We start from the raw sequence: 17,367 nt of genomic DNA, 5'->3' as shown, positions 1-17,367 counted from the left end.
CGGCGGCGAGACGCCGTCACGCGGCATCCCCCGGTACGACGAAGAGGTCGTCGTGCTCGACGCACAGCCCCAGCCGGCCGCTTGCCAGTGCCTGGCGACGGCGTTCCAGCCAGGTCGCGATCCGCCGCGTGTCGTCCGGGGCCTGCTCGCCGGCGGCCTGGGCCCAACCGTCGATCAGCGTCGTGGCGAGGGGCGTGGCGTCCGGCGCCCCCGCCGGCAACCGCCAGGGGCTCGGTGCCCGCGCGATCCGGTAGCCGCGCGCGGCGAAGCGGTCGGCGAGCCATGTCGGCGCGTCGCCGCCCAGCGCCGGGCCGAAGCCCTTGTCGCGGCGCTGGTGGGCGGCGAGCACGCCACGCAGCCAGCGGTCGTCGTCGTCCTCGTGGTGATGGCCCCGAGCGTCGACGAAGGCCCAGTCGCCGGTGACGCTGAGCGTGAACAGTCCGGCGATCCGGCGCTGCGCACAGGCCTCGACAAGGGCATCGAGCCAGTCGCGGGAGACCAGGTCGAACAGCGCCGAGGCGACGACCAGATCGCAGCCGTCGAGCAGTGCGGCGTCCAGCGGCTGCAGGCCGCGATGATCGCTGATCCACTCCAGCGGCCGGTCGGCCTCGTCTGCCAGGCGATGCAGGCGTGTCGCGGCCTGGCCGAGCAGGGTGGCGTCGTGATCGACCAGCCGCCAGCGCTGGGGGCCGGGCAGCCGCGGGGCCAGATAGGCGACGTTGCTGGCGCCGCCGCTGCCCAGGTCGACCAGGCTCAGGGCATGGGCCGGTGTCTGGCGCGGGAGCAGCCAGTCTCGGGCCTGCTCGGTCAGGCCGGCGTCGCGGGCACGGTGGTCGATGCTTTCGCGCAGGCGCAGCCAGTGTGCGTCGAAGTGGCCGGTGGTATCGCTCATGGGGCGTCTCCCGGCGGCCGCTGCAGGGCGGCGGCGAAGGCGTGCCCGGCCTGGTCCCAGTCCTGAAGGGCGTCGCGGGCGCGACGGGCGCCGTCGCGCAGGTGGCGACGCAGCTCGGCGTCGTCGAACCAGCGGGCCAGGACGCCGGCCAGGGCCTCGGCGTCGCCGGGGGGCACCGGGAGGCCGGCATCCGCCGGCAGGGTATGGGCCAGAGCACCGCCGGTGGTGGTGATCACCGGCAGGCCGTGGGCCAGCGCTTCGCTGATCACCATGCCGTAGCCTTCGTAGTGGGAAGGCAGCACGAAGACGTCGGCGTCCCGGTAGGCCGATCCCAGCTCGGCGGGCGGGCGTTCGCCGAGCAGGTGAATGCGCGCCTCGAGCCCGGTGGCCGCGATGCGCTCGCGCACCCGATCGATATGGGCGGTGTCGCGGTCGAGGCCGCCGATGCAGTCGCAGCGCCAGTCGCGATCGGCAAGGGTCGCCAGAGCGTCGATCAGCACGTCGTGGCCCTTGCGCGGGGTAACGGTGGCCACGCAGAGCAGGCGCGTCGCGCTGTCGCCGCCGTCGGCGGGCAGCGGGGCGCGGTCGACGCCGGGCTCGACGACCGCGATGCGCCCGGGGGCAACGTGGTAATCGGCCAGGCGCCGGGCGGTGAAGGGGCTGGTGACGATGACCCGGGCCACGGCGCCCAGGGCGCGCGTCTCGCTGACCGCGAAGCGCGTGCGCTGGGCCTCGTCGAGGCCGGTCTCGTCGGCGAGCGGATGGTGGACCAGGGCGGTGAGGTCGAGGCGCTCGCCGTGGCGGACGACGACCTCGGGCAGTGCGCCCATCGCCAGGCCGTCGATCACCGCCCGGGCGCCGTCGGCCAGCCCGGCGAGGGCGGTGTCGAGCGCCTGTGCGGCGACGGCGTCGGGTTCGGGGAAGCGCCCCTCCAGGCCGATGACGTCGACTCGCCAGCCCTGCTCGCGCAGGGCCTCGGCGATGCGGGCGTCGTAGACATAGCCGCCGGTGAGCTGCTGCGGGTCGCCGGCGACGATCAACGTCAGGGTCGCGCTCACAATGCCCCCTCGTAGCTGGCCCAGGCGATGTGCGACTCGTGCAGCGTGACCGTGAGGTGGGTCAGCGCCTTGGCGCCTTCGCCCAGCCGGCCCTCGCGGATCATCGCCGCCATGCGTTCGAAGACGGCATGGGCCATGAATTCGGTGGTGGTGTTGCGACCCCGGAAGGCCTCGTCGTCGTCGAGATTGCTGAGGTTGAACGCCGCCAGCAACGACTTGAGGGCCTCGCTGGCCAGGCCGATGTCGACGACCAGGTCGTGCTCGTCGAGCTCGGGGCGGCGGAAGGTCACGTCGACGACATAGGTGGCGCCGTGCTGGCGCTGGGCGGGTCCGAAGACCTCGCCCTGGAAGCTGTGGGCGATCATCATGTGATCGCGGACGGTCAGGCTGAACATGCGAGCCTCCTTGGTTGGCGTGCGGGTCTCGGGTGTCGCTCAGTAGCGCAGGCGGTGGCACAGTGCCCCGCGGGTGGCGGCCAGGCGCGGCATCAGGTCGGGGAGATCGCTGAAGGCGCTTTCGGCCTCGATCAGCGCGTCGAGTCGCGGGTCGGCGAGCAGTTCCAGGGCCAGCGAGAGACGCCGGTGATGGCTCCAGCGCGCGCGGTGCGACGCCGCGACCGAGCCGACCTGACTCGAGCGCAGCGTCAGGCGGCGGGCGTGGAAGGCTTCGCCCAGCGGCACCTCGACGGCCTGCTCGCCGTACCAGCTCATCTCGATCACGGTCGCCTCGAATCCGGCCAGTTCCAGGCCGCGGCGCAGCCCGGCCGGGTTGCCGCTGACATGAAAGATCCGGTCGGCCTCGCCGGTGGCCTCGCCGGGTGTGCGGAAAGGCACGTCGAGCGCTCGGGCCAGTTCGGCGCGGGCCGGGTCGATGTCGATCAGCTCGACCCGGGTGCCGGGGATTCGGGCGCAGAGAAAGGCGATCAGCGCGCCGACCACCCCGGCGCCGATCACCGCGATGCGATCGCCGGGGCCGGGGGCGGCATCCCACAGGCCGTTGACGGCGGTTTCCATGTTGGCGCCGAGCACGGCGCGGCCGGCGGGCAGCGATTCGGGCAGGGCGACGACGGCTTCGGCGGGGACCACGTAGCGGTCCTGATGGGGGTGCAGGCAGAACACCCTGCGGCCGAGCCATTCGTCGGGGCCGCGCTCGACCTCGCCGACGCTGGCATAGCCGTACTTCACCGGGCCCGGGAAGTCGCCGGCCTGAAAGGGCGCGCGCATGCGCTGGTATTCGGAGGAGGGTACCCGGCCGTTGAAGACCAGCGCTTCGCTGCCGCGGCTGATCCCGCTGTAACGGGTGCGGATCTGCAGCTCGCCGGCGGCGGGCGCCGGCAGGGCTTCCTCGCGGATCGCGCCGTGGCCGGGAGCCAGGGTCCAGAAGGCCTGTGCGGGGGTGGCGGGCATGATAGCGTCCTTGTCGTGACCGGGGTCGTCCGCGGGATGCGCTCAGGCATCATCGGTTCAACCGTTGTACAATGATTGTATAGCAATGCATCCTTGCATCATCAATGCTCGACCTGCACCGGGTGGGGTGCTGCGCGTCATCGCGCCGTCATCCTTAAGTTCCGTGGTGGGGCCGGCGACGTCAAGTCATCATCTGGCGAGTGCGTCAGTCGACGAGGAGGTAGCGCCACATGCGTCGGTCATCCCCGCCACCTGCCGGTGTCCCCCGTCTCCGGCGTCTACCGCTGCCGAGTCTCGCCGAGAGCCTGGCCGTATTGACGCTGTTCGCCCTGCTGGTCGAGAGCCTGCTGGCCTGGCTGGCGGCGCCCGCCGGGCTGCGCGTGAGTGCCGGCGCGATCTATCTGGCCATGCTGGTCCTGGTGGCGTGGGGCTGGGCACCGTCGCGCCAGGCGCTGGGCTGGGCCAACCGCGTCACCCTGCTGCGCGGCATGCCGGTGGCGGTGATCGCCGGCGCGCTGGTGTTCCCCGAGTTCATGGCCCGGCACGCCGGGGCCATGGCCGGGCTGGCGCTGGTGGCCCTGCTGCTCGACGGCGTGGACGGCTGGGTGGCGCGCCTGACCCGGTCGATATCGCGCTTCGGGGCGCGCTTCGACATGGAGCTCGATGCCTTCTTCATCGTGGTGCTGTGTGCCGCGCTGACGGTGCTGGGCAAGGTCGGTTGCTGGGTACTGGCGATCGGCGCCCTGCGCTACCTGTTCGTGATGGCCGGCTGGCGCTGGCAGTGGCTCCAGCGCCCGCTGTTCGCGTCGCGTCGCCGCAAGGTGATCTGTGTCTGGCAGGTCGCGACCCTGCTCGTCGGTCTGCTGCCCTGGACGCCTGAGTCGCTGGCGAGCGGGCTGGCCGGCGTGGCGCTGGCGCTGCTGGGGCTGTCCTTCGCGATCGATGTGCGCTGGCTGGCGCGCCGGCGTCACGTCCCCGTGCCGGCGGGCGAGTGCTGAGACGGGACGTTCAGACCACGCCCAGCGCCTTGAGGATCAACTGCCCCCCGACGATCGCCATGGCCAGGATGATCAGGCGATAGAACAGCCGTTCGTTGACCCGGTGCTGCAGCCACAGGCCACTGCGTACCCCGGCCCAGGCCACCGGCACCAGCAAGAGCGAGGCGCTGGCGCTGGTGAGGTCGATCTCGCCGAGCCACAGATAGGGGCCGAGCTTCATCAGGTTGACCGCGGCGAAGGCCAGCACGCTGGTGGCGATGAAGGCTTCCTTGGAGAGGCGTCGCGGGATCAGGTAGAGGTTCACCGGCGGTCCGCCGGCATGGGCGAGAAAGCTGGTGAAGCCGCAGCCGATGCCGGCCGGGATCGACCAGAGGGCGGAGATCGCGCGTGAGGCGGCGGGGCGCGCCAGCATGTAGGCGGCGAACAGCAGCGAGATGACCCCCAGCAGCAGCCGGATCAGGTCCTCGTCGAGCAGCCCGATGGTCAGCGTGCCGATCACCACGCCGACGGCCATGCCCGGCAGCAGCCGTTTCACTTCGCGATTGTCCTGCCGGCCCCACCAGGCCTTGACGCTGAAGGCATCCATCACGATCAGCAGCGGCAACAGCAGGCCCGCTGCCTCGATCGGACCGATGGCCAGTGCCATCAGCGGCACCGACAGGGTGCCGAACCCGCCGGCGAATCCCCCCTTGGAGACCCCGGTGAAGAAGGTCGAGATCACGATCAGGGACCAGGCGAGCAGCGAAAAGTCCGGCAGGGTCATGCGGGCTCCTTGGGTTCGCACGGGTAAGACGACGAGGGGGTGGAGTGTATCAGTCCGGCGTGCGAGAGGACCGGGAAGAAAGCATGGGGGTCGTCAATGCGCCACTCGCCGCGTATAAGGAACCCACGCTTCATCAAAGGAACGCAAGGACATGGCAAGAGCCCCCTTCGAACTGGCCGGGGTGCGCGTGGCGCCGGGGTCGCGCGAGCAGATCGACGTGCCGGTGGCCAAGCTCTACACGCATGCGCCGCTGGACATTCCCGTCGAGGTGGTCCATGGCCGGCAGCCCGGCCCGGTACTGCTGGTCTGCGGGGCGATTCACGGCGACGAGATCAACAGCGTCGAGATCGTTCGCCGCCTGTTGCGCTCCTCGTCGATTCGTCGCCTGCGCGGCACGCTGATCGCGGTGCCCATCGTCAACGTCTTCGGCTTCGTCCAGCACACCCGCTACCTGCCGGACCGGCGCGACCTCAACCGCTGTTTCCCGGGGAGTGAATCGGGTTCGCTGGGCTCGCGGGTGGCCGCGCTGTTTCGCGAGCAGATCGTCGACCTGGCGTCGCACATCATCGATCTGCACACCGGCGCCATCCACCGTACCAACCTGCCGCAGGTGCGCTCGCAGCTCGACGTGGGCGACGAAACCGCGGCGATGGCGGAGGCGTTCGGCGCGCCGGTGATCCTCAACGCCGAGCTGCGCGAGGGCAGTCTGCGCGCCTACGCCCAGGGGCGCGGGGTGCCGGTACTCACCTACGAGGCCGGCGAGGCGCTGCGTTTCGACGAGTGGGCGATCGCCCCGGGGGTGCGCGGTGTGCTGCGGGTGATGCGCCACCTGGGCATGCTGGCGGCGAGCCGGCGGCGTCGCGAACCGCCCCCGGCGGAGATCGCCAACGGGTCGAGCTGGGCACGGGCGCCGATCGACGGCATCCTGCGTCCGCGCGTGCGCCTGGGCACGCGGGTGGCCAAGGGCCAGGTGCTGGGCATCGTCGCGGATCCGTTCGGCAACACCGAAGGCGAGGTGGTATCCAACGCCGACGGTATCGTCATCGGCCAGAGCAATCTGCCCCTGGCCAACGAGGGCGAGGCGTTGTTTCACGTCGCGCGCTTCGAGGCCATCGAAGAAGCGGAGAATGCCGTCGAGTCGTTCCAGTCCGACTATGAAGGGCTGCCGGACGTCCTCTGAAGGGGCCGTGTCGAACCATCGACCCGAGGGCTGGAGGGCGGTGGCGCGTCGGGATGCGAATCGCGCCGTGCTGTGCGAGAATCCGCCCCTTCCTTTCTGCCGTCTTCTGCTGGCGCACTGCGCCGCCGGGGGCGGTGATGCCTCGAATTCTCCGTGATCGATACGCCATGGCAAAGCTCCAAGACGCGATTTCCCGTACCACGACTCACCCCCTACGGCCTGCGCTGGACAGGACGTTTTCCGTCGCGCCGATGATGGACTGGACGACCCGGGACTACCGGGCCTTCGCGCGGACCTTGACCCGGCATGCGCTGCTGTATACCGAGATGGTCACCACCGGGGCGATTCTTCACGGCTCGCCGCGGGAGCGCTTCCTGGGCTACGACGACACCGAACATCCGCTGGCCCTGCAACTGGGCGGTAGCGATGCGGGGGAGTTGGCGGCCTGCGCGGCGATCGCCGAGGCCTGGGGCTACGATGAGGTCAACCTCAATGTCGGCTGTCCCAGCGACCGGGTACAGAACAACCTGATCGGCGCCTGTCTGATGGCCCATCCGCAGACGGTGGCGGCGGCGGTACGCGCCATGCGCGAGGCGGTATCGATTCCGGTGACGGTGAAGTGCCGTATCGGCATCGACGATCAGGATGCCGACGCTGATCTGGCGCGTTTCGTCGCCGAGGTGGCCGACGCCGGCTGCGAGACCTTCATCGTCCACGCGCGCAAGGCCTGGCTGCAGGGGCTATCGCCCAAGGAAAATCGCGACGTGCCGCCGCTCGACTATCCGCGGGTCCATCGGCTGAAACGCGATAATCCGCAGCTGCACATCGGCATCAACGGCGGCATCAAGACCCTCGATGATTGCGGTGCGCATCTCGCCCACGTCGACAGCGTGATGATCGGTCGCGAAGCCTACCAGAATCCCTGGCTGCTGGCCGGTGTGGATGCGGCCCTGTACGGGGTCCCCGGCCCGGCGACGTCGCGCCATGCAGCGGCGCAGGCCCTGCGCCCCTATATCATTCGGCGGCTGGAGGAGGGTGCCAGGCTCAACCACGTTACCCGGCATTTGCTGGGACTCTTCCAGGGGTGCCCGGGCGGGCGTCGCTTCCGCCGTCATCTCTCCGAAAACGCCCACCGCGACGGTGCCGGGATCGCGGTCTACGACGATGCGCTCGGACTGGTGCCGGAAGTGAACGAGCCGGCTATCCACTGAGCAGCACCGCGGCGCGCGGTGCAGTGACGCCGTGGCCAACGATCTCGCCGGTGTTTTGTAGGTTATCTCTTACCTCGTCTTGGGCGATCGCTTACCCGGGTTTCTAACTTGAGTTAATTACCTGGCGAAATGCCTCGCTATACTGTTCTCAGTGGTCAGGGAAGACCCGTGAAGGACCCCGGGCAGGGAATGCCCGATGCACCAAGGAGGCGTGAGCCGGATTGCTCACGGGTGAGCAGCAAGGAGCATAGCGCTACGCAGCCCGGCCCTTGAGGCCGGGCTTTTTTGGAGTGCCTGCGCGTACCTCGGCCGGACGAGGGCCGTCGCCATGGCAAGGTCTGCGTTGTTTCGCCACTTTCGCACGCGAATGTAAGCCTTGGCTGACAGAATGCACCCGTTTCCTCTGTTTATAGTAATACCTTCACGATAATCGACGTATAAAACTGTGAATGGCAACGTAGGGGAAACACTATGCAGCGTTGGCTGATTGCTGGAGTTCTGGCGGGGGTGTTGGCGACTGCCGCCTTGGCATGTGCCTTACCGGCAAGGGCGGACAATCAGTCGGTGATGGTCGGGGAGGGCCTGCGCGTCGAACCGCGCTAGACGCCTGAACGGGTGCCGTTCCCGTGTGAACGTTCGAGATGGGCCGCCTGCCATGGACTACAATGACGGTGTGCCGGCGCTTGCGGTGCCGGGCGGTCGCCTCGCGTGGCCGCTTGCCCTTGCGACTCCGACGCCGTACGCTCGTTGTTCCGCTCCGCTGGCATCGGGGCCGTTTTCCGACTGACTCGATCAAGCGTGTAGACGTGACCTATGGGCAAGGAAGCCTTTCGAAGCGACGCAATCCCGCCTGTCAAATCATTGATGCTCGGCATGCTGGTCGGCCTGGGCATCGCCGCCAGTGGCGCCATGGCCAGCCCGGCGAAACTCGACCTCTATCATCAGATCGCGCATCCCGACAGTGCGACGCCATCCTGTGCCTGCCAGCGGGGTGCTTCCGTGACGCGGCGGTCGCTGTGCGGCCCCCAGAACAGTGAGGCGAGTCATCTGCTCGACCGTCTGGCGTTCGGCAGACGCCTGGAGCATCTCATCATCGCCGAACGGGTCATTCCGGGCATGATGGCCAGCGATGCCTGTCTGATCTACGGCCCGCCGGATCGAGTCACGGCGGATGGCGAAGGGTGCGACGAGCTGACCTGGTGGCGCCCCGATCACCGGGTGAAGATCTGTTACGGCCACGTGGTCAGCGTTACTCGTTGAGCGGCGAGCTTGCCTCGCTCACACCGGGCCCCGCATCCCGGCTCAGGCGATGCCATGCCGAGAGCGGTGATGACTCGGGGTGGTGTCATTGTCCGGCCGGGCGGGGAGGCGCGGGCTGACCCTCGATACGTGTCAGGGCCGGGTCCAGGCAGGCCCAAGACGGTGCGTTCTGTGCCCAGATGTTCATCGTCGGCGGGACCGAGGACGGGTCGTCCAATGTGCCCAGGCGCACGACGGTGAATTGCGGTCGACCGGATGAATTGGCGAAGAGGTGGCAGCCGCATTGCGGGCAAAACCGCCGCTGGATCTCGTTGCCGCTGTCGGCCGTGGCGGTGAAGGTGCTGAGTTCGCCGCTCACCGAGACGGCGTCCGTGGGCGCCAGGGCGTTGACGGTACCGTTCGAGGCGATGTGCTGGCAGGCGCGGCACCAGCACACCCGGGCCATCGTCAGTTCGGCGTTGATCGTGTAGGTCACCGCGCCGCAGAGGCAGCGTCCGCTATGTTGGGTCATGGTTCACCGGGTTCGTCGAGAAGGGCTGGCGGTTACGCGTTGTCTGAAAAATATCTGCGCTCGCCGACTTTTCAGACAGCGATTAGTGGTCCCTCAAGAACAGTTTACCTTGAGTGTCGGCCAGGTTTCCCGCCAGCGTTTATCCGCAACACGTTGCTGGAAAGCCGATGGCCTGGGGCGGTACGGATTCAGCGTGATGGTTCCGGCGAACAGGGCCGCGAGGCCGAATGGCGCGATCAGTTCGATATCGTCACGTGGCGACAGCCGCGCCCCGACTGCCGTCTCCACTTCCACCCAATGCTGCATGGCATGCGCGGTGTCGGTGTAGGGCGCGTCGTCATTGCGATGGTGCATGCGTGCCTGATTCTTGATCGACCATGGTAGCCGCGACACACTGGCCAGTCGCGCTTCGAGGGCCGCGTCACGGGCGGGCGTCGCATGGCTCGCGTCATGGTAGATCAGGTCGATGTCGTTCAACGGCGTCGACTCGGCGTTGCCGTGCAAGGTGTCCCAGACCAGATTCCTGACGAAGCCGGCGCCGATGCACCAGTCGTCGAGATTCAGTGACCGGGCCAGGCGCAACGCCTTCATGCGAACGTCGTCCCGTTCGAGCCAGGTCGTTATCCGCTGTTCTCGGGGCGTGTCACTCGACATTCGGTCATTATCCTCATCGGCTAGCGCCAGGGTCGTCTTTCCACCTGCCCATCATAAGGCAACCCGCGATCTCGCTCACGGGGTGTTGGCTGGTACGCGTTGACGACGGGGCGTCGGGGCCTGCGCCAGCGGTGCGGGGAGAAAAATCCCGACGAGCCGGGTGACGAAAAAGGGGGATAACGCCTAGGCTGGGGAGGGCATTGGGAAAATGCCCGCTCAATGGCAACAAAGGGAGATTGTGATGCTTTTCGACAAGTCCGACATGAGCCTGACGCACTATTCCTGGCGTACCGGCCCCAAGGATTCGCGCTTCGAGGGCGAGCCCGATGGCAGCGAGTTCGTGCCCGAGGAGGGCAATGAGGTGTTGTATGTGCTCAACAAGGCGCTCGAGACGCTGGGGGCGTCCGAGAAGACCAAGCTCCACAAGGGCGAGTCCCTGATCAAGGAGGCGCTGCCGTCTGCATTGCGCCAGCAGCGCGATGTTCACGACTGGGTGGTCGAACGCCTCGAGGAGGACGCCCCGCTGGGTTGAGCCTGCCCGGTCTGCTGTGGCCGGGCTTTGTCGCCGGCTGCCGGAACGGCGCTCATGAAAAAGCCCCACCGCGTGCGGTGGGGCTTCTGCGTCGCCTCGATGGAGGCGACGTATCGGCGGTCGGCCGGGGCTGGCTTACATCATGCCGCCCATGCCACCCATGCCGCCCATGTCGGGGGCACCGCCGGCTTCCTTCTCGTCCGGATCCTCGGCGATCATCGCTTCGGTGGTGATCATCAGCCCGGCCACGGAGGCGGCGGACTGCAGGGCAGAACGCGTGACCTTGGCCGGATCGAGAACACCCATCTCGAACAGGTCGCCGTACTCGCCGGTCTGGGCGTTGTAGCCGAAGTTGCCTTCACCGTCCTTGATGCGATTGACGATGACGGAGGCTTCTTCACCGGCGTTGGTGACGATCTGACGCAGCGGCGCTTCCATGGCGCGTACCGCGATGGCGATGCCGTGGGTCTGATCCTCGTTGTCGCCCTTGAGGCCCTGGACCTTGGTCAGGATGCGGATCAGTGCGGTGCCGCCACCCGGTACCACGCCTTCCTCGACGGCGGCGCGAGTGGAGTGCAGCGCATCCTCGACGCGGGCCTTCTTCTCCTTCATCTCGACTTCGGTCGCCGCACCCACGCGGATCACGGCAACACCGCCGGCCAGCTTGGCGACACGCTCCTGCAGTTTCTCGCGGTCGTAGTCGGAGGAGGTTTCCTCGATCTGCGCGCGGATCTGGCTGACGCGGGCTTCGATGTCGCCCTCGGCGCCGGCGCCGTCGATGATGGTGGTGTTTTCCTTGGACATGGTCACGCGCTTGGCGTTGCCCAGATGGTCCAGGTTGGCCTGCTCGAGGGTCAGGCCGACTTCCTCGGAGATCACGGTACCGCCGGTGAGGATGGCGATGTCCTGCAGCATGGCCTTGCGGCGATCACCGAAGCCGGGTGCCTTGGCGGCGGCGACCTTGACGATGCCGCGCATGTTGTTGACCACCAGGGTCGCCAGGGCTTCGCCCTCGATGTCCTCGGAGATGATCACCAGCGGCTTGCCGGCCTTGGCGACGCTCTCGAGTACCGGCAGCAGTTCGCGGATGTTGGAGATCTTCTTGTCGACCAGCAGGATCAGGGCGTCTTCCAGCTCGACGGCCATGGTTTCCTGATTGGTCACGAAGTAGGGCGACAGGTAGCCACGATCGAACTGCATGCCTTCGACGACTTCCAGCTCGTCTTCGAAGCCGCGACCTTCATCGACGGTGATGACGCCTTCCTTGCCGACCTTTTCCATCGCTTCGGCGATGATCTGGCCGATGCGAGCGTCGCCGTTGGCCGAGATGGTGCCGACTTGGGCGATGGCCTTGGAATCGGTGCAGGGCACGGCCAGCTGCTCGATTTCCTTGACCGCGGCGGTGACGGCCTGATCGATCCCGCGCTTGAGATCCATCGGGTTCATGCCGGCGGTAACGCCCTTGAGACCTTCGTTGACGATGGACTGGGCCAGCACGGTCGCGGTGGTGGTACCGTCACCGGCAACGTCGGAGGTCTTGGAAGCCACTTCCTTGACCATCTGCGCGCCCATGTTCTCGAACTTGTCCTTGAGCTCGATTTCCTTGGCAACGGAAACGCCGTCCTTGGTCACGGTGGGAGCGCCAAAGGATTTTTCGAGAACCACGTTGCGGCCCTTCGGCCCCAGCGTTGCCTTCACGGCGTCGGCGAGAACGTTGACACCACGCGCCATGCGCTTGCGAGCGTCGTCTGAGAACTTGATCTGTTTCGCTGCCATTTTCGTTACTTCCTGATGTCTGTGCGATGAACGAGATTAGAAGTAGTAAAAGGTCGGACTCGACACGAAGTCCTGGTTAGCCTTCGACGACGGCCAGAATGTCCGATTCGCTCATGATCAGAACTTCTTCGCCATCGATCTTCTGCTTTTCGACGCCAAAGCCTTCCTTGAAGATCACGGTGTCGCCCACTTTCACGTCCAGGGGGCGAACTTCGCCGCTGTCCAGAATCCGGCCGTTACCGACGGCGACGACCTCGCCACGAGTCGGCTTTTCCTGGGCATTGCCCGGGAGCACGATGCCGCCAGCGGTTTTCTGTTCTTCTTCGACGCGACGGACGACGACGCGATCGTGCAAGGGACGGATGTTCATTGCTCACGTTCTCCTGATGGTTGCATGACTAGAATGCATTTCCCTGTCGAGCAAGGCTCACGGGCGGAGGGCCTCGACCCCCCGGTGTCAATGGTCTGCATCGGGATGCAGACCGAAGCTGATTGCTGCTCCCTTGATGGGGTCGGCTCAACCCCTTTCAAGGGGTTGCAATGAAAAAAATTCACTGACGAGGCTCGTCCTTGGCGATGAAGTCGCCTTCCAGGGCGTCGCCTTCCGAGGCCTGCTGCTGGCGCGAATCGCTCTCGCGAGCGCCGGACGGGCGATAGGTTTCGTGCCAGCCGTCGCTGCCGCGACGATAGGTGTGCAGGTTGAAGCCGCGCACCTGGGCGGGTAGCCGCGTCAGCAACCGGCCCAGCCAGCGGCGGGTGTTGGGCAACAGACACAGGAAGCCCAGGGTGTCGGAGAGAAACCCCGGCGCCATCAGCAGGGCGCCACCGAAGATCAGGGCGGCGCCGGTCATCAGTTCGTCGGACGGAATTTCCCCCTCGGCCAGGCGCTGCTGGGCGCGCTGGAGGGTTGCAACGCCTTCACGCTTGATGAGGTGCAGGCCCAGAAAGCCGGTACCCAGTACCAGCAGGAGCGTCATCAGCAGTCCGATGTGAGCGCCGACCGTGAAGAGGATGACGAAGTCGAGCAGGGCGAACAGGGTGAAGAACAGCAGAATCGGCATAGTTGCTCCGAGGCGTGGGACTCTCGACAAGATGGAGGCAAACACGCGGAATGCAAGTGTTCCGGGACGCGGCGCGACACCACCATGCGCCAATGGCTTCGGTCGGGGAGCCATGCTATCTTGGGATTATATTGCAGTGCACAAAACCGACTGGTGCGGAGGAACGAACATGCAACTGGATGGTGCCATCATCGCGATTACCGGCGGGGCTCGCGGTCTGGGCCTGGCCATGGCGAAGACGCTGGGCGCGCAGGGCGCACGGCTGGCATTGCTCGACCGCGAGGACGAGGCCCTCGTCGAAGCCGCGGGGGCATTGGCCGAACGGGGCATCGGCGTCGAGACCTTCGTGACCGATGTCGCCGACGAGCGCTCGGTCGTGGATACCTTCGCTGCGATCGCCGACCGACTGGGACCGGTCTCGGGGCTGGTGAACAACGCCGGCGTGACCCGTGACGGTCTGCTGGTCAAGGCCAAGAACGGCGAAGTGGAAAAGACGATGTCGCTCGAACAGTGGCAGCAGGTCATCGATGTCAATCTCACCGGCGTCTTCCTGTGTGGGCGGGAAGCCGCGCGCCAGATGATCGAAGCCGGTCACGAGGGCGTGATCGTCAACATCTCGAGCATCTCGCGGGCCGGTAACATGGGCCAGAGCAACTATGCGGCCACCAAGGCGGGCGTGGCGGCGCTGACCGTGACCTGGGCGAAGGAACTGGCGCGCCACGGGATCCGGGTCGGTGCCGTGGCGCCGGGCTTCATCGAGACCGAGATGACCGCCTCGATGCGCTCGGATGTGCTCGACAAGATCACCCGAGGGATCCCGCTGGGGCATCTCGGCCAGCCGCAGGACATTGCCGACAGTGTTCGTTACATTTTCGAGAACGGCTACTTCAGCGGCCGGGTTCTGGAGTGTGACGGCGCGCTGCGTATCTGACAGGAATCGGTCGAATGCAACGTCCGCAGGGCGTGGCCATGGCCACGCCCTGCGTCGTTGATCCCCCTGTCGTGTCAGAAACTGACCTTGCCCTCTAGCCCTTCGATCGTGGCGTCGCCGATGCCGTCGACGCGGGCCAGATCCTGGACCGTCTGGTAGTCTCCATTGGCCTTGCGGTCAGCGACGATCGCCTGCGCCTTGACCTCGCCGATGCCCGGAAGCTGGGCGAGCTGCTCGGCGGTGGCCGTGTTGACGTCGATGGCCGGCGTATCATCGGCGAAGGCCGGCGACGCGACGACGCCCAGCGCCAGCGTGAGTAACAGTGTCTGGATGACGCGTTTCATGGTCATGGCGTTTCCTCGCGGTAGTGTGCACAGTTGCCCCGGAACCGACGGGACCTTTCACGCTAAGCAATGACGCGAGGAACGTTTAGTTACTTTTTCTCAACATTGTGTAAGAGATGTCGGAGAAGTCTGTCGGCGAAAGGCGACATTGGCGGCTTTCCGGCGTTTCCGGCTTCGCTGGTATACTCCGCGGAAAACCCGATCTGGAGTCGTCATGGCCGTCACCCGTTCCCCGTTGATCATCGCGCTCGACTACGCATCGCTCGATACCGCCTTGTGCATGGCCGATCAACTCGATCCCTCGCGCTGTCGGCTCAAGGTCGGCAAGGAGTTGTTCACCCGCAGCGGACCCGCGGTGCTGGAAGCCTTGCACGGGCGGGGATTCGAGGTCTTTCTGGACCTCAAGTTTCACGACATCCCCAATACGGTCGCCGCGGCGGTGCAGGCGGCGGCCGACCAGGGCGTGTGGATGGTCAATCTGCATGCCGCCGGCGGTCGGCGGATGATGGAAGCCGCCCGCGAGCGGCTGGATCACGCCGGGCTGGCCACGCACCTGATCGCGGTGACGGTACTCACGAGCATGGAACGGGCCGATCTGGCGGAGACGGGGCTCGACGTCGAGCCCATGAGCCAGGTCGAGCGGCTGGCGCGCCTTGCCCGGGACAGCGGCATGGATGGCGTGGTCTGCTCGGCGCAGGAAGCGCAGCGGCTGCGCGATGTCTGTGGCGACACCTTCCTCAAGGTGACGCCGGGGATCCGCCCGTCCTTCGCGGCCGCCGACGATCAACGCCGTGTGCTGACGCCCGCCGAGGCGATCCGGGCCGGCAGCACGCATCTGGTGGTGGGGCGTCCGGTGACCCAGGCGCGGGAGCCGATGGCGGCGCTGGCCGCGATCGAGCAGGAACTTTCGGCCTGAACCGGCCGGCGCTCATTCGCCTTCGAGGCCGGTGATCGGCTTGGTGGTGCCCCAACTGCGACAGCGCGGGCATTGCCAGTGCAACTGCCCGCCGGAGAAGCCGCAGCGATGGCAGCGAAAGCGCGGCCGCGCCTCGAGCAGCTTGCCGGTGTGCTGCTTGAGCAGTGAAAAGTGCTGGCGCTGGTCGGGCTGGGCATCGACGAGATACAGATTCATCAGGTAGTCGACGCCCCGCAGGCTCGGGTTGACGGCCAGTTGCTCGCTGACGAACGCCGCGGCGGCGTCGATTCCTTCGCGATGCTCGATGCGCTGCGCGAGCATGATCACGGTGCTGATGTGCGGTGCCGATTCCAGCCAGCGGTGCAGGCAGCGCTCCAGGCCCTTTTCGTCCTCGAGCTTCAGGTAGGCGTCGCGCAGCGGCTCCAGAACGATCGGTATGAAATCCCGGTCCTGTTCGGCGAGCCGCTGCAAGAGTCGGATCTGGCTCTTGTAGTTGGCGGTATCACGCTCGAGTTCGGCGAGCAGCCAGTTGGCGCGCACGCAGCGGGCGTCGATGTTGAGCGCGTGGCGTAACCGCTTGCGGGCCAGGGCGGGGCTGGCCGAGCGCATGTCGCCTTCGGCCAGCTCGCACAGCCAGTGGGCGGCGGCGCGGCGGGTGTCGTCGTCCTGACGGACCAGCTGGGGGAGGGCGACATCCAGCGCCTTCTGCCATTCGCGTTCCCGTTCGTAGAGATCGACGAGCAGCCGCTTGGCGGCGTTGAGCTGTTCTTCGTCGATACTCTCGCGGGACAGCGACTCGAGGAGGCGTTCGGCGCGGTCGAGCAGGCCCAGGTGCAGGAAGTCCCGGGACAGTTCGATCTGTACCTGGCCGCTCTGCAGGGCGGTGAGCGCGGGGCGGGCCAGCAGGTTCTGGTGGATCTTCACGGCACGGTCGGCTTCGCCGCGCAGCCGAAACAGGTTGCCCAGCGCGATGTGCGTGTCGATGGTGTCGCTGTTGACTTCCAGCGCCTGGACGAAGGTTTCGATGGCCTGGTCGGGCTGCTCGTTGAGCAGATAGTTGAGACCGACGAAATAGTCGCGAGAGAGGCGATTCGCGTGATGCGTTCGAGGCTCCGAGCGTCCCTGCTCGCGTCGTCCCAGCCACCAGCCGATGGCAATTGCCGCCAACAAGAGGGCCAGCAGCATCAGATCGGGCATTTAGGGAATTTCCTTGAACTCCTGAATACGCAGACGGTCGAGCTCCTTGCGCTGCTGCTGGTTGTGGCGCTGAGCCCGGGTGAGCAGCGTGCGCAGGCGAAGGTAGACGCCGGTCATGGCCAGCATGCCCAGTATCACGCCACAGGCCAGGGCGACGAGCAGCCAGAGCGAGAGGGAGGCCGGCGGCAGGTCGATCCAGATCAGGTTCAGCGGTACCGCCTGTTGATTGTTGACGGCGAACAGGATGCCGAGGAGCAGGACGACCAGCAGGATGATCGCGAGCAGCAGGCCTTTTAGCCAACGCATAGTGTGTTCCTTTTACGGTCTCGGACAGGGGCCGCTAGTAGCCCAGGGCGCGACTGGCGTTGACCTGCTCTCGCAGCTCCTTGCCCGGCTTGAAATGTGGCACGAACTTGCCATCCAGGTCGACCGGGTCGCCGGTCTTGGGGTTGCGACCGACACGCGGCTCACGGTAATGCAGCGAAAAGCTGCCGAAGCCGCGAATCTCGACACGACCGCCGTCCGCCAGGGCATTGGTGATGTCGTCGAGGATCAGCCGCACGGCGGATTCGACTTCCTTGATCGACAATTCGGGCTGTCGCATGGCGATCTGTTCAATCAACTCTGATTTGGTCATCGGTCGTCTCCACACGAGGCCTGCCGGCGGCAGGGCGCGT

Annotated in this window: 21 protein-coding genes; 7 read left to right on the top strand and 14 right to left on the bottom strand. The window is 66.7% G+C overall.

Translation table 11 applies throughout. The features are described 5' to 3' along the window. Nucleotides 1–16 precede the first annotated feature (16 nt). Genes D0901_RS03370 through D0901_RS03355 form a run of 4 tightly spaced genes read right to left on the bottom strand, consistent with a single transcriptional unit; the run spans nt 17 to nt 3,356 of the window. Nucleotides 17–892, bottom strand: a complete 876-nt coding sequence (locus D0901_RS03370; protein ID WP_129138867.1) for a class I SAM-dependent methyltransferase — start codon at nt 890–892, stop codon at nt 17–19. Beyond that, a complete protein-coding gene (locus D0901_RS03365; RefSeq protein ID WP_129138866.1) occupies nt 889–1,950 on the bottom strand; it encodes a glycosyltransferase family 4 protein in 1,062 nt (353 codons plus the stop codon). Before D0901_RS03365 ends, D0901_RS03370 begins: the two co-directional genes overlap by 4 nt. Next, a complete protein-coding gene (locus D0901_RS03360; protein WP_129138865.1) occupies nt 1,947–2,345 on the bottom strand; it encodes a 6-pyruvoyl trahydropterin synthase family protein in 399 nt (132 codons plus the stop codon). Before D0901_RS03360 ends, D0901_RS03365 begins: the two co-directional genes overlap by 4 nt. Before the next feature lie 39 nt (nt 2,346–2,384). After that, the gene (locus D0901_RS03355; RefSeq protein ID WP_129138864.1) at nt 2,385–3,356 is read right to left on the bottom strand and encodes a zinc-dependent alcohol dehydrogenase; all 972 of its coding nucleotides are present in this window, start codon (nt 3,354–3,356) and stop codon (nt 2,385–2,387) included. 230 nt (nt 3,357–3,586) lie between these two features. On the opposite strand from D0901_RS03355, the gene D0901_RS03350 reads away from it, so the two are divergent. Further along, nucleotides 3,587–4,354 carry a CDP-alcohol phosphatidyltransferase family protein gene (locus D0901_RS03350; protein ID WP_129138863.1) on the top strand — a complete coding sequence of 256 codons (768 nt, stop codon included), beginning with the start codon at nt 3,587–3,589 and terminating at the stop codon, nt 4,352–4,354. Between the two features lie 10 nt (nt 4,355–4,364). On the opposite strand, the gene D0901_RS03345 is transcribed toward D0901_RS03350, so the two are convergent. Beyond that, complete coding sequence (locus tag D0901_RS03345; RefSeq protein ID WP_129138862.1) at nt 4,365–5,117, bottom strand: sulfite exporter TauE/SafE family protein; 753 nt, start codon at nt 5,115–5,117, stop codon at nt 4,365–4,367. 151 nt (nt 5,118–5,268) lie between these two features. Between D0901_RS03345 and D0901_RS03340 the strand changes: the two genes are divergently transcribed. The 3 genes from D0901_RS03340 (at nt 5,269) to D0901_RS03330 (ending at nt 8,768) form a co-directional block, all read left to right on the top strand. Further along, nucleotides 5,269–6,297 carry a succinylglutamate desuccinylase/aspartoacylase family protein gene (locus tag D0901_RS03340; protein ID WP_129138861.1) on the top strand — a complete coding sequence of 343 codons (1,029 nt, stop codon included), beginning with the start codon at nt 5,269–5,271 and terminating at the stop codon, nt 6,295–6,297. A 167-nt stretch (nt 6,298–6,464) separates the two neighbouring features. Next, a complete protein-coding gene (dusA, locus tag D0901_RS03335; protein WP_129138860.1) occupies nt 6,465–7,508 on the top strand; it encodes a tRNA dihydrouridine(20/20a) synthase DusA in 1,044 nt (347 codons plus the stop codon). Nucleotides 7,509–8,381: 873 nt separating this feature from the next. Beyond that, entirely contained in the window at nt 8,382–8,768 is a 387-nt protein-coding gene (locus tag D0901_RS03330; RefSeq protein ID WP_129138859.1) for a hypothetical protein, read from the top strand. Between the two features lie 85 nt (nt 8,769–8,853). On the opposite strand, the gene D0901_RS03325 is transcribed toward D0901_RS03330, so the two are convergent. Together D0901_RS03325 and D0901_RS03320 are read right to left on the bottom strand one after the other, a co-directional pair. Continuing rightward, the gene (locus D0901_RS03325; RefSeq protein ID WP_129138858.1) at nt 8,854–9,279 is read right to left on the bottom strand and encodes a GFA family protein; all 426 of its coding nucleotides are present in this window, start codon (nt 9,277–9,279) and stop codon (nt 8,854–8,856) included. 93 nt (nt 9,280–9,372) lie between these two features. Next, nucleotides 9,373–9,870 carry a nucleotidyltransferase family protein gene (locus D0901_RS03320; protein ID WP_129138857.1) on the bottom strand — a complete coding sequence of 166 codons (498 nt, stop codon included), beginning with the start codon at nt 9,868–9,870 and terminating at the stop codon, nt 9,373–9,375. A gap of 304 nt (nt 9,871–10,174) precedes the next feature. Here D0901_RS03320 and D0901_RS03315 point away from each other — a divergent pair, with 304 nt between their 5' ends. Then, nucleotides 10,175–10,465 carry a hypothetical protein gene (locus D0901_RS03315; RefSeq protein ID WP_129138856.1) on the top strand — a complete coding sequence of 97 codons (291 nt, stop codon included), beginning with the start codon at nt 10,175–10,177 and terminating at the stop codon, nt 10,463–10,465. A 135-nt stretch (nt 10,466–10,600) separates the two neighbouring features. Here D0901_RS03315 and groL read toward each other — a convergent pair whose 3' ends face one another. The 3 genes from groL to D0901_RS03300 form a co-directional block, all read right to left on the bottom strand. Further along, on the bottom strand, nt 10,601–12,241 hold the full coding sequence (gene groL / locus D0901_RS03310) for a chaperonin GroEL (protein ID WP_129138855.1): 1,641 nt from the start codon (nt 12,239–12,241) through the stop codon (nt 10,601–10,603). A gap of 76 nt (nt 12,242–12,317) precedes the next feature. Continuing rightward, the gene (locus D0901_RS03305; protein WP_129138854.1) at nt 12,318–12,611 is read right to left on the bottom strand and encodes a co-chaperone GroES; all 294 of its coding nucleotides are present in this window, start codon (nt 12,609–12,611) and stop codon (nt 12,318–12,320) included. A 181-nt stretch (nt 12,612–12,792) separates the two neighbouring features. After that, the gene (locus D0901_RS03300) at nt 12,793–13,302 is read right to left on the bottom strand and encodes an FxsA family protein (protein ID WP_129138853.1); all 510 of its coding nucleotides are present in this window, start codon (nt 13,300–13,302) and stop codon (nt 12,793–12,795) included. Between the two features lie 169 nt (nt 13,303–13,471). On the opposite strand from D0901_RS03300, the gene D0901_RS03295 reads away from it, so the two are divergent. Next, entirely contained in the window at nt 13,472–14,233 is a 762-nt protein-coding gene (locus D0901_RS03295; RefSeq protein ID WP_129138852.1) for an SDR family oxidoreductase, read from the top strand. A gap of 74 nt (nt 14,234–14,307) precedes the next feature. Here the strand turns inward: D0901_RS03295 and D0901_RS03290 are convergent, their stop codons facing one another. Beyond that, on the bottom strand, nt 14,308–14,583 hold the full coding sequence (locus D0901_RS03290) for a ComEA family DNA-binding protein (protein ID WP_233440338.1): 276 nt from the start codon (nt 14,581–14,583) through the stop codon (nt 14,308–14,310). Between the two features lie 208 nt (nt 14,584–14,791). Here D0901_RS03290 and pyrF point away from each other — a divergent pair, with 208 nt between their 5' ends. Further along, entirely contained in the window at nt 14,792–15,493 is a 702-nt protein-coding gene (pyrF, locus tag D0901_RS03285; RefSeq protein ID WP_129138851.1) for an orotidine-5'-phosphate decarboxylase, read from the top strand. 12 nt (nt 15,494–15,505) lie between these two features. Here pyrF and lapB read toward each other — a convergent pair whose 3' ends face one another. From lapB to D0901_RS03270, 3 genes are read right to left on the bottom strand one after another with little or no spacing between them, the layout of a single operon-like run. Continuing rightward, nucleotides 15,506–16,690: a lipopolysaccharide assembly protein LapB gene (gene lapB / locus D0901_RS03280; RefSeq protein WP_129138850.1), complete on the bottom strand. Its 1,185-nt coding sequence runs from the start codon at nt 16,688–16,690 to the stop codon at nt 15,506–15,508. Beyond that, entirely contained in the window at nt 16,691–16,996 is a 306-nt protein-coding gene (locus D0901_RS03275; RefSeq protein ID WP_129138849.1) for a lipopolysaccharide assembly protein LapA domain-containing protein, read from the bottom strand. Nucleotides 16,997–17,030: 34 nt separating this feature from the next. Next, nucleotides 17,031–17,327, bottom strand: a complete 297-nt coding sequence (locus D0901_RS03270; RefSeq protein ID WP_129138848.1) for an integration host factor subunit beta — start codon at nt 17,325–17,327, stop codon at nt 17,031–17,033. Between the last annotated feature and the right edge of the window lie 40 nt (nt 17,328–17,367).

Source organism: Modicisalibacter coralii, assembly GCF_004117855.1.
In the GTDB taxonomy this organism is placed as follows: domain Bacteria; phylum Pseudomonadota; class Gammaproteobacteria; order Pseudomonadales; family Halomonadaceae; genus Modicisalibacter; species Modicisalibacter coralii.
The sequence above is the reverse complement of the archived record's forward strand: the minus strand, read 5'-3'. Positions and strand labels throughout refer to the sequence as shown.

Excerpts from the sequence above, each read along its gene's own strand:
- D0901_RS03305 (WP_129138854.1), bottom strand. The coding sequence starts at position 12,611 with ATGAACATCCGTCCCTTGCACGATCGCGTCGTCGTCCGTCGCGTCGAA.
- D0901_RS03270 (WP_129138848.1), bottom strand. The coding sequence starts at position 17,327 with ATGACCAAATCAGAGTTGATTGAACAGATCGCCATGCGACAGCCCGAA.
- D0901_RS03355 (WP_129138864.1), bottom strand. The coding sequence starts at position 3,356 with ATGCCCGCCACCCCCGCACAGGCCTTCTGGACCCTGGCTCCCGGCCAC.
- D0901_RS03300 (WP_129138853.1), bottom strand. The coding sequence starts at position 13,302 with ATGCCGATTCTGCTGTTCTTCACCCTGTTCGCCCTGCTCGACTTCGTC.
- D0901_RS03320 (WP_129138857.1), bottom strand. The coding sequence starts at position 9,870 with ATGAAGGCGTTGCGCCTGGCCCGGTCACTGAATCTCGACGACTGGTGC.
- D0901_RS03360 (WP_129138865.1), bottom strand. The coding sequence starts at position 2,345 with ATGTTCAGCCTGACCGTCCGCGATCACATGATGATCGCCCACAGCTTC.
- D0901_RS03325 (WP_129138858.1), bottom strand. The coding sequence starts at position 9,279 with ATGACCCAACATAGCGGACGCTGCCTCTGCGGCGCGGTGACCTACACG.
- pyrF (WP_129138851.1), top strand. The coding sequence starts at position 14,792 with ATGGCCGTCACCCGTTCCCCGTTGATCATCGCGCTCGACTACGCATCG.
- D0901_RS03370 (WP_129138867.1), bottom strand. The coding sequence starts at position 892 with ATGAGCGATACCACCGGCCACTTCGACGCACACTGGCTGCGCCTGCGC.
- D0901_RS03275 (WP_129138849.1), bottom strand. The coding sequence starts at position 16,996 with ATGCGTTGGCTAAAAGGCCTGCTGCTCGCGATCATCCTGCTGGTCGTC.
- D0901_RS03340 (WP_129138861.1), top strand. The coding sequence starts at position 5,269 with ATGGCAAGAGCCCCCTTCGAACTGGCCGGGGTGCGCGTGGCGCCGGGG.
- D0901_RS03315 (WP_129138856.1), top strand. The coding sequence starts at position 10,175 with ATGCTTTTCGACAAGTCCGACATGAGCCTGACGCACTATTCCTGGCGT.
- D0901_RS03330 (WP_129138859.1), top strand. The coding sequence starts at position 8,382 with ATGCTGGTCGGCCTGGGCATCGCCGCCAGTGGCGCCATGGCCAGCCCG.
- D0901_RS03295 (WP_129138852.1), top strand. The coding sequence starts at position 13,472 with ATGCAACTGGATGGTGCCATCATCGCGATTACCGGCGGGGCTCGCGGT.
- lapB (WP_129138850.1), bottom strand. The coding sequence starts at position 16,690 with ATGCCCGATCTGATGCTGCTGGCCCTCTTGTTGGCGGCAATTGCCATC.
- dusA (WP_129138860.1), top strand. The coding sequence starts at position 6,465 with ATGGCAAAGCTCCAAGACGCGATTTCCCGTACCACGACTCACCCCCTA.
- groL (WP_129138855.1), bottom strand. The coding sequence starts at position 12,241 with ATGGCAGCGAAACAGATCAAGTTCTCAGACGACGCTCGCAAGCGCATG.
- D0901_RS03345 (WP_129138862.1), bottom strand. The coding sequence starts at position 5,117 with ATGACCCTGCCGGACTTTTCGCTGCTCGCCTGGTCCCTGATCGTGATC.
- D0901_RS03290 (WP_233440338.1), bottom strand. The coding sequence starts at position 14,583 with ATGACCATGAAACGCGTCATCCAGACACTGTTACTCACGCTGGCGCTG.
- D0901_RS03350 (WP_129138863.1), top strand. The coding sequence starts at position 3,587 with ATGCGTCGGTCATCCCCGCCACCTGCCGGTGTCCCCCGTCTCCGGCGT.